Origin of the sequence: Porphyromonas sp. COT-108 OH2963, from assembly GCF_000768895.1 — a bacterium.
Classification (GTDB): domain Bacteria; phylum Bacteroidota; class Bacteroidia; order Bacteroidales; family Porphyromonadaceae; genus Porphyromonas_A; species Porphyromonas_A canoris.
In genome coordinates, this window is sequence record NZ_JRAP01000001.1 from 1 (window position 1) to 9,244 (window position 9,244).

8 protein-coding genes and 1 rRNA gene are annotated in these 9,244 nt (G+C 45.4%); 7 read left to right on the forward strand and 2 right to left on the reverse strand.

Annotated elements, in window-relative coordinates:
* Window positions 1–97 (forward strand): 5S ribosomal RNA (rrf, locus tag HQ39_RS00005); the annotation flags it as partial.
* A gap of 215 nt (window positions 98–312) precedes the next feature.
* On the opposite strand, the gene HQ39_RS00010 is transcribed toward rrf, so the two are convergent.
* Both HQ39_RS00010 and HQ39_RS00015 read right to left on the reverse strand, forming a co-directional pair.
* Window positions 313–1,770, reverse strand: a complete 1,458-nt coding sequence (locus HQ39_RS00010) for a catalase (RefSeq protein ID WP_036862499.1) — start codon at window positions 1,768–1,770, stop codon at window positions 313–315.
* A 47-nt stretch (window positions 1,771–1,817) separates the two neighbouring features.
* Window positions 1,818–2,441, reverse strand: a complete 624-nt coding sequence (locus HQ39_RS00015) for a hypothetical protein (protein WP_235317622.1) — start codon at window positions 2,439–2,441, stop codon at window positions 1,818–1,820.
* A 127-nt stretch (window positions 2,442–2,568) separates the two neighbouring features.
* Between HQ39_RS00015 and HQ39_RS00020 the strand changes: the two genes are divergently transcribed.
* The 6 genes from HQ39_RS00020 to gltA all read left to right on the forward strand — a co-directional run bounded on the left by HQ39_RS00020 (window position 2,569) and on the right by gltA (window position 8,881).
* Complete coding sequence (locus tag HQ39_RS00020) at window positions 2,569–3,360, forward strand: ParA family protein (protein ID WP_036862500.1); 792 nt, start codon at window positions 2,569–2,571, stop codon at window positions 3,358–3,360.
* A 22-nt stretch (window positions 3,361–3,382) separates the two neighbouring features.
* Entirely contained in the window at window positions 3,383–4,303 is a 921-nt protein-coding gene (locus HQ39_RS00025) for a ParB/RepB/Spo0J family partition protein (RefSeq protein ID WP_036862502.1), read from the forward strand.
* Between the two features lie 148 nt (window positions 4,304–4,451).
* The gene (locus HQ39_RS00030; protein WP_152565460.1) at window positions 4,452–5,009 is read left to right on the forward strand and encodes a DUF5683 domain-containing protein; all 558 of its coding nucleotides are present in this window, start codon (window positions 4,452–4,454) and stop codon (window positions 5,007–5,009) included.
* Between the two features lie 27 nt (window positions 5,010–5,036).
* Window positions 5,037–6,524 carry a lytic transglycosylase domain-containing protein gene (locus tag HQ39_RS00035; protein ID WP_081964600.1) on the forward strand — a complete coding sequence of 496 codons (1,488 nt, stop codon included), beginning with the start codon at window positions 5,037–5,039 and terminating at the stop codon, window positions 6,522–6,524.
* 42 nt (window positions 6,525–6,566) lie between these two features.
* A complete protein-coding gene (locus HQ39_RS00040) occupies window positions 6,567–7,382 on the forward strand; it encodes a sulfide/dihydroorotate dehydrogenase-like FAD/NAD-binding protein (protein ID WP_036862505.1) in 816 nt (271 codons plus the stop codon).
* Between the two features lie 5 nt (window positions 7,383–7,387).
* Entirely contained in the window at window positions 7,388–8,881 is a 1,494-nt protein-coding gene (gene gltA, locus HQ39_RS00045) for an NADPH-dependent glutamate synthase (RefSeq protein ID WP_036862507.1), read from the forward strand.
* The last annotated feature ends 363 nt before the right edge of the window (window positions 8,882–9,244 follow it).

A 9,244-nucleotide genomic window follows, 5' to 3' on the forward strand; every position in this document is an offset into this window, starting at 1 on the left:
AGCATCGGGGATCCACCTCTAACCATTCCGAACAGAGCAGTTAAGCCCGATCACGCCGATGGTACTATGCAAATGGGAGAGTAGGTAGCCGCCACTTAACGATAAGGAGAGAGACATGAACCGTAACAGGAACATGGCTCTCTCCTTTGTTTTTATAGGTTTCTTGAGAATTGTTTTGTCGTCAAGTGTATTAGAAATTAAGAGGTATTCCTTAGAATCTTTACAAAAAGGCTAAGCATTGTCAGCTTGTGATGCTGAAATGCTTAGCCTTTCTTGTCTCTAATAAGATTGTAGTAATGCTAATTGTTTTCTTTATGAGGGCTCAGAGTATTCTATTCCAAGTGCTTTCGCGACACCTTTGCCGTAAGCGGGATCTGCCTTGTAACAGTTTGTTATGTGGCGTAGCTTGATCTCTGTGGGTATGTCTCCCATGGATCGGGCAGTGTTTTCAAAAAGTACTTGCTGTTGATCCGGAGACATGATGTGGAATAGGTCTCTTGTCTGGGAGTAGTAATCGGAGTCGTCTTCTCTGAAATCCCATTGATATGCGGCTCCGTCAAGCTCCAATGGAGGTTCTTTGTATTCATTTTGATCTTGCCAGTGACCGTATCCGTTGGGCTCGTAGCCGATACGTGAACCATAGTTGCCGTCTACTCTCATGGCACCGTCTCTGTGATACATGTTGAGGAAAGGACAACGGCTTCTATTGACGGGTATCTGGTGATGGTTTACTCCAAGTCTGTAACGTTGAGTGTCTCCGTATGAAAACAGGCGTCCTTGCAGCATCCTGTCGGGGGAGAAGCTGATGCCGGGTACTACGTTCGCGGGATTGAAAGCGGCTTGTTCGACATCTGCAAAGTAGTTTTCAGGATTTCGATTCAGCTCCAAAAATCCGACTTCAATGAGGGGGAATGTCTTTTGGGACCAAACCTTTGTGAGGTCAAAAGGATTGTAAGGAAGCGTTTTTGCCTGTTCTTCTGTCATGATCTGTATTTTGAGTGTCCAACGAGGATATTCGCCTCGTTCTATACTTTCATAGAGATCTTTTTGATGACTCTCGCGGTCTTTTCCGATGAGAGCTTCTGCTTCCGCATCAGTAAGGTTTTTTATTCCTTGCTGTGTATGGAGATGAAACTTTACCCAGTGCCTTACTCCTTGCGCATTTATGAATGAGAAGGTATGGCTTCCATAACCGTGCATATGACGATAGCTTGCAGGTATGCCTCTGTCGCTCATTGTTATGGTTACCTGATGAAGTGCCTCGGGCAAAAGGGTCCAAAAGTCCCAATTGTTTTGAGCGCTTCTCATGTTGGTGCGCGGGTCTCGTTTTACGGCATGGTTGAGATCCGGGAATTTGAGAGGATCCCTTAAAAAGAATACAGGAGTATTGTTTCCGACAAGGTCCCAATTACCCTCTTCTGTGTAGAATTTGATGGCAAAACCACGAATGTCTCGTTCCGCATCTGCGGCACCTCGCTCTCCTGCTACTGTAGAGAAGCGGACAAAAAGATCGGTTTGCTTTCCGATTTCGGAAAAGATTGCCGCTTTGGTGTATTTTGTGATGTCATGAGTTACGGTAAATGTTCCGAATGCTCCAGATCCTTTAGCATGCATGCGACGCTCAGGAATCACCTCTCTGTCAAAGTGGGCAAGTTTTTCCAAAAACCAAATGTCTTGCAAGAGCATAGGACCACGTTTGCCTGCAGTAGCAACATTTTGATTGTCTGCTACCGGAGCTCCTGCTGCTGTTGTGAGTTTGTTCTTTTCCATTTTTTCTAAAGTGTTAAATTTATGATGAAGTATTTATTCAGACGCTTTTAATTTTTACTCTGTACGGTTTTTATTCTATTCACGTAAGCGTCTAATTTTTGTCTGTCTTGTTCGGAGAGAACTCCGGTTTTGGATTTCATTACATCGGTATAAATTACGTTGGATAAGCAGAGATGCTTTTTCATTCTGTTGAAAATGGATCCCGTGTGAATCTTGTATGTTGCAAACAAGACAAGGTTTTCAGGTAGCTGGTTAGGAAGTTTTTTAGCGCCTTCTATCCAGATCTTACTGGGATGCTGATTGACAACAAACCATCCACATGTCCAACTCCCCAGCATCAATAAATCCGAATTTTTTATTTGCTCAAATTTAAAGTCTGAAAGAGCTCCAAAATTTACATCTACACCTTTACTCCACAGATACATTGCCATCTCTCTCGCCCATGCAGCTGTTTTCCCTTTTTTGCTTTGATATAATATAGTTGCTTTCATCTTGTTTTTACAAATTTCTTCTGCAACAAAGATATTTAGAGATATTCTTAAAAACAATTGAGGAGTTATTGGATCATATAGATTTTGTCTATAATAGTTTTCTACTGTCTTGTTTAGTTGCAGAATATTTATGACAGCACAATTCATGGTAATAGTGCAGTATTGTTTTCTTAATTTCATTCAAAGATCTTTTGTTCAAGATTTTTTCTGTTTGTTCAGTGTTCAAGAACAACTTTGCAAGAAGAAACAATATTGGAAGAGACCCAAAAATAATGTAGCTTTGCCAAGTGAAAAAGAATCAATACGTATGGCGAAGGTAATAGCTATAGCAAACCAAAAGGGGGGAGTTGGTAAGACCACCACAACTATAAATCTTGCGGCATCTTTAGCTGTTTTAGAAAAGAGAGTTTTGGTTGTAGATGCCGATCCACAAGCTAATGCATCTTCCGGATTGGGAATACTCCTTGATACATTGGAGGCAGATATTTATGACTCTCTTATGGATGGTTTGTCAGCCAAAGAGTGTATTGTTCCTACTTCCATTGAGCATCTGGATGTCTTACCTTCTAGTTCCGATCTCGTTGGAGCTGAAGTTGAATTGCTAAAACGAAAAGAGAGAGAGTTTGTTCTACGACGCCTTGTTAATGAAGTGCGTGAGGAATACGACTATATTCTTATAGACTGTTCTCCTTCATTAGGACTTATAACTGTGGGAGTTCTTATAGCTGCAGACACACTTTTGGTGCCGGTACAAGCGGAGTATTTTGCATTGGAGGGTCTGGTCAAGTTATTATCTACGTTTAAGACTATAAAGCAAACTCGTAATCCTTCTTTAGAGATTGAGGGCTTTTTGGTAACGATGTATGATGCTCGTACTCGTCACTCGAATGATATTTATGAGGATCTTAAGGCCAGATGCAAAGGGATGGTATTCTCTACTGTTATACATAGAAATACTCGTTTGAGTGAGGCATCTAGTCATGGGAAACCGATATTATATTATGACGTAGATAGCCGTGGAGCTCAAAACTACATGCAGTTGGCGCGTGAGATTTTAGCAAAAGAGGACTCACGGAAGTCTGCTGTTTTTGCATCCTAAACGAAAATATAGTGAGATTTTAATGAGTAAAAAAAGAAATAGATCGCTTGGAAGAGGATTAGGATCCCTACTGGGAGATGATATTATGCCTGATATTCAACCATCAGGAGCATCTTCTATATCTGAAATACTTCTTGAAGAGATAGAGCCAAATAAAGAGCAACCACGTTCTTTTTTTGATGAGAATGCCTTATCTGAGTTGGCTAACTCTATTAAGTCAGTTGGCATTATTCAGCCTATTACTGTATTTGTAAATAAAGGAGAAAAGGGCAAGCGTTATAAAATAATATCGGGAGAGCGCCGATATAAAGCTTCTCTTATAGCCGGTTTGACTACCATTCCTGCCTATGTTCGTACAGCAGAAGACGAACAGGTTATGGAGATGGCTCTCATTGAAAATATTCAGAGAGAAGATCTCAATCCGATAGAGGTTTCTCTTGCTTTTAAAAGATTGATAGAAGAGTATCAACTAACTCAAGAGGAATTAAGTTCGAGAGTTGGAAAAAACAGAGCTACAATAGCAAACTATCTTCGCCTACTGAAGCTTCCGTCAGAAGTTCAGATGGGACTTAAAGATAGAGTAATAGATATGGGGCATGCCAGAGCACTGCTTCCATTGGAAGATTCTGCTTTACAGATAGAATTATATCGTCAGATTTTGATAGACCATCTTTCTGTACGTCAAGTAGAGGCTATTGTCAAGCGATATAAAGATGATGAGAAGCGATTGGATAATGGTACTGCTGAAGCGGCTACTCCCAAGAAAACTGCTGAAAAAGCTGTAGAACTGGATCTTTTGGCTCAGAGATTCTCTGCTATATTCAAGACAAATGTAAACTTTAGTCTGAGCAAACAGGGGAAAGGCAAGATTACTATTCCTTTTACTTCAGAAGAGCAGTTGGAAGAAATCCTTCATCTTTTGGACTCACTTCCCAATAAATAAAGACTTAAGTCTATTTACCATGGATTCTATGAGGTTTATAAGATTGTTTATAGGAGCTTTTATCGTCAGTATTATTTTTGCATTGAATGGATTTTCAGCAGAAAAAGTTCTGATTGATAGCTTAGAGATAACAGAAACAAATATCTCCGTGGCAGAAACTACGACAAACCCTGCTAAGTCTCCTAAAATTAAAAAGCCTTTTATTCCCAATTCTACAACAGCTCTCCTTTGGTCTATTATACCCGGAGCCGGGCAGCTTTACAACAGACAGTACTGGAAACTTCCCATAATAGCCACAGCATATACGGCTTGCTATTATGCAATATCATGGAATCATGCCAACTTAACAGACTATGCTACTGCATATTCAGAGTTTAGAAGTCCTAATCCGATGGAGCATTCCACTTGGAAAGACTTTGTTCCTTTTGGACAAGATCCCGAAACATACATAACGAATCCTTCTCTCAAAACCTCTTTGGAGAACAACTTAAAACGAGGGCGAGACTTTTTTCGCCGTAATAGGGACTTGAGTATTATTGTTGCTGCTGCAGTCTATGCTTTGGTTATGGTCGATGCTTATGTAGATGCCGAGTTGTTCACATTTGATATTAGTCCGGACATTTCAATGTCTGTCCAGCCGACCGTTCAAAGACATGCTTTTTTGCCGCAGCAGTCTCTTGGCGTTGGCTTGGCATTTAGTTTTTAGTTTTCTCCAATCCTAAATCTTGTTTCAATGATTAGACCAAGATATTTACTTTTTATCAGCTTATTTTTCTTTTCGTATCTCTCTTCCAAGGCAATAGAGAGTTCGTTGGACTCTCTTGAGATTGTTACGGTGGAGGCAGATCTTGGATTATTACCGGAGAATTTAGATGAAAAAGTAGATAGTCTGATCTCTCAGAGATATACCGATTATTATAAAATTGGTAAGCCTAATACCGCATCAAAAAATCAGGTCTATCCTTCTTATCTCGCAGACTCTGTTTACATAAACCGATTGGCAGCCCTGCCAAGCAGAATACCATTGAGCTATAATAGCGTTGTCCGGGAGTGTATAGAGCTATATGTCAATAGAAGAAGGGCTTTAGTTTCCACCATGTTGCCAAAGACCGGGTTATATTTCCCCATGATAGAGGAAGTCTTCGACAAGCACAACCTGCCCCATGAACTGAAGTATCTTGCTATTGTAGAGAGCAACCTTAATCCGTTTGTCGTGTCAAGGATGGGCGCAACAGGTTTGTGGCAGTTTATGCTGAATACCGGAAAGGTTTATGGTCTTGACATCAACAGTCTCATAGATGAGCGCAGGGATCCTCGTCTTGCCACAGAAGCTGCCGCTCGTTATTTCAAGGATATGTACGAGATCTACCAAGACTGGCTGGTTGTTATCGCTTCGTACAATTGCGGTCCCGGCAATGTGAATAAAGCGATACGAAGAGCCGGAGGAAAGAGAAAATTTTGGGACATCTTTCCGTATTTACCCAGAGAAACTCGTGCTTACGTCCCCCTGTTCATAGCCGCTTACTATACGATGGAGTATTACAAGTCTCACGGTATAGAACCTCAAACGATGGATGTGGTATTGGCTACGGACACTATACATATCCGAACGAAAAGGACCTTCGAAGAGATCAGCCTCCTTTCCGGCGAGCCTGTGGACGTTATCAAATCTCTCAATCCCAAGTACAAGCACAACATTGTTCCCGGTACTTATACTACGCAGGTGCTCACTCTCCCTACTCAGGCGGCTTTGACCTTCTCTTTCAAAAGGGACTCATTGAATGCCTTAGCTCCTTTTGCAGGTAAGGGCGAGGAAGTAAAAGAGGTCGAATATAAGGAGATTTACCACACCGTAAGGAAGAGGGAGACATTTGCTTCTATCTCCCGAAAGTACGAAGTAACGGTAAGCGAGATCAAAGAGTGGAATGCCGGCATCTCTTCTCTGCGGGTCGGAACAAAGCTGCTTATAAGACTGCCTAAAGACACAGATGCCTCAAACATCACCGTAGCCGGCATAGACACCACAGAGCCACAGAAAAACAAAAAACAGCGTTCGCGTGTAACAACGGGATCGGCAAAGCGATATTATACAGTAAAGAAAGGAGATACTCTCGGAGGGATAGCCGCTAAATACAAGGGAGTAACCGTAACATCTCTCAAGCGAGCCAACGGACTCAGGAGTAACAACATCAAAATAGGTCAGAAACTAATCATTCCTTAAGAATAAAGAAGGAGCAACTACTGTTTTTAGAACGATTATTGTATGAACAAAATTCTGAAAAAAGAGTTTCTCTCTCCCCGTGTCGTCCGATTTGAAGTGGAAGCGCCCCGGATTGCGAGGTCGCGCAAAGCCGGGCACTTTGTGATTCTTCGTGTCGGAGAAAAGGGAGAAAGAATACCTTTGACCATTGCCGGAGCAGATCCGGAGGCAGGAACCATCACACTTGTGGTACAGAATGTAGGTCGCAGCTCGAAGAAGCTGTGCGAGTTGTCGGAGGGCGACTATATCCAAGACCTGGTCGGGCCTTTGGGGCAAGCCACTCACATAGAAAAGTTTGGCACCGTTGTTTGTGCCGGAGGGGGAGTGGGCGTTGCTCCGCTGTTCCCCATTGTTCAGGCGATGCACGAAGCCGGGAACAGGGTCATCGTCGTGCTGGCTGCCCGTTCCAAGGAGCTTATCATCATGGAAGAGCTCATGCGCCGGCACTCGGACGAAGTGATCATCATGACGGACGACGGCTCGTACGGACAGAAAGGGCTTGTAACCGAGGGCGTCGAGCAGGTGATTCTGAGAGAGAAGGTAGACCTTTGCGTAACGATCGGGCCTGCCATCATGATGAAGTTCGTATCGCTTCTGACCAAGAAGTACAACGTCCCCACCATGGCATCGCTCAACACCATCATGGTAGACGGTACGGGGATGTGCGGAGCTTGCAGAGTAACCGTGGGCGGAAAGACACGCTTTGTATGCGTGGACGGGCCGGAGTTTGATGCTCATCAGGTAGACTTCGATGAGATGCTGCTTCGTCAGGGAGCTTACAGGGAGTATGAACAGGAGTTGAACAGCAGAGAAGATTAAGCCCTATGCCAACCGAAAAAGAGCAAATAGCAGAACGTCGGGCAGAAGAGTGGAGAGAGCTGTTGCGCAAGAGCGTCAAGGCGAAAGACCGTATCGCGACTCCTCGTGTCGTGATGCCCGCGTTGGATCCCGACACCCGGAACAAGAACAACGAAGAGGTCAATCTCGGGCTCTCTCACGAGCAGGCCGGGCAGGAGTCGGTGCGCTGTCTCGACTGTGTGGATCCCACCTGCATGAACGGCTGTCCCGTGAGGATCCATATCCCGACCTTCATCAAAAACATCGAGCGTGGGGAAGTGCTCGAAGCCGCTCGCGTCCTGCGAGAGACCACGGCTCTTCCCGGCGTTTGCGGACGTGTCTGTCCGCAGGAGAAGCAGTGCGAGTCTCAATGTTTCTACACCCTCAAGCTCAAGAAAGAGCCTGTGGCGATAGGCTACCTGGAACGTTATGCGGCAGACTTCGAGCGCGAGCATACGCTCCGCCACGCAGCCGAAAAAGCCCCCCTTCCGAAGGGCAACGGCATCAAGGTTGCGGTTGTGGGCAGCGGACCGGCAGGGCTTTCGTTTGCCGGCGACATGGCAAAGTACGGCTACGACGTCACGGTCTTCGAGGCGCTGCACGAGATCGGAGGCGTGTTGAAGTACGGCATCCCGGAGTTTCGCCTGCCCAACGACATTGTGGAGTTTGAGATCCGCAAGCTCCGCGAGCTGGGAGTAAAGTTTGAGACCAACTGCATCGTGGGCAAGACGCTCTCCTACGAAGATCTTCACCGGGAGGGCTTCAAGGGATTGTTCATCGGCAGCGGGGCAGGACTTCCGCGCTTCATGGGCATTCCCGGAGAGAACCTCGTGGGCGTCATGTCCAGCAACGAATACCTCACCCGCGTCAATCTCATGGGAGCTTTCTCCCGAACGAGCGAAACCCCCGTATCGAGAGGGCTCAGCGTTGCCGTCATCGGAGGGGGCAACACCGCCATGGACTCCGTCCGCACGGCTCTCCGTCTGGGAGCCAAGCGAGCCATGATCATCTACCGGAGAGGTCTGGACGAAATGCCTGCCCGTCTCGAAGAAGTACACCACGCACAGGAAGAGGGAGTCGAATTTCTCACCCTTCACAACCCCATCGCCTACAAAGGGGACGAAAAAGGACGCCTCACCTCCATCCTGCTCCAGAGGATGGAGCTTGGCGAGCCGGACGCATCCGGGCGCAGATCCCCCGTGCCCATCGAGGGCGACGTGGTCGAAATAGACGTGGACGAAGCCATCGTCAGCGTGGGTGTCTCTCCCAATCCGCTCATCCCTAAGAGCATACAGGGGCTCACCATCACCCGACACGGCACCATCGTCGTGAGCGAAAACAACCAAGCCGACATCCCCGACATCTTTGCCGGCGGAGACATCGTGCGTGGAGGAGCCACCGTGATCCTTGCCATGGGAGACGGCAGAAACGCAGCCAAAGGCATGCACGACTATCTGACCCGAACCTACATGGCGCATTGACGAGACCCGAAATACCGATTCTCGAAGTCCCATACTCTCCCGAAGAGTGTGGGACTTCTTTTTTACCCTCTTCCTCCGATTCCGTCCCTGAAAAGGGAATACCCAAAATCTCCTTCCGCAAGGGAAAAAATTTCTGTGCGCACGAAAAAAAATTTTTGTGCGCACGAAAAAAAATTTCTGTGCGCATGAAAAAAAATTTCTATGCGCATGAAAAAAAATTTCTGTGCGCACGAAAAAAAATTTCTGTGCGCATGAAAAAAAAATTACGTGCGCACGAAAAAAAATTTACGTGCGCACGAAAAAAAATTTCTGTGCGCACGAAAAAAAATTTCTGTGCGCATGAAAAAAAATTTCTGTGCGCAC